This window comes from Streptomyces jumonjinensis (assembly GCF_009600885.1).
Classification (GTDB): Bacteria; Actinomycetota; Actinomycetes; order Streptomycetales; family Streptomycetaceae; genus Streptomyces; species Streptomyces jumonjinensis.
The window spans coordinates 10,734-11,063 of record NZ_VCLA01000207.1; the positions used below are offsets into that span (position 1 = coordinate 10,734).

General features: G+C 70.6%; 1 protein-coding gene. It reads left to right on the forward strand.

The window, feature by feature from the left end; translation table 11 throughout:
- Positions 1 to 330, forward strand: a 330-nt coding sequence (locus FF041_RS37340) for an AMP-binding protein (protein WP_153527237.1), incomplete at both ends; no start/stop codon positions are given.

The following is a 330-nucleotide window of genomic DNA, read 5'->3' on the forward strand; positions in this document are numbered from 1 at the left end:
CACTGCCGTGCCCCTGGACCGGGGTATCCGGCCGGAGGACCCGCCCCCGTCGATCGGCGCCCCGATCGGGAACGCTCAGGTCTATGTCCTGGACGGTTTCCTTCAGCCGGTTCCGGTGGGCGTGGCGGGCGAGCTGTATGTGGCGGGCGCGGGTCTGGCCCGCGGATATGTCGGCCGCCCGGACCTCACCGCCGAACGCTTCGTCGCGTGCCCGTGCGGCGGTCGTATGTACCGGTCCGGTGACCTGGCCCGCTGGAACGAGGACGGCGAACTGTTCTTCGAGGGTCGCGCGGATGAACAGGTGAAGATCCGGGGCTTCCGGGTGGAGCC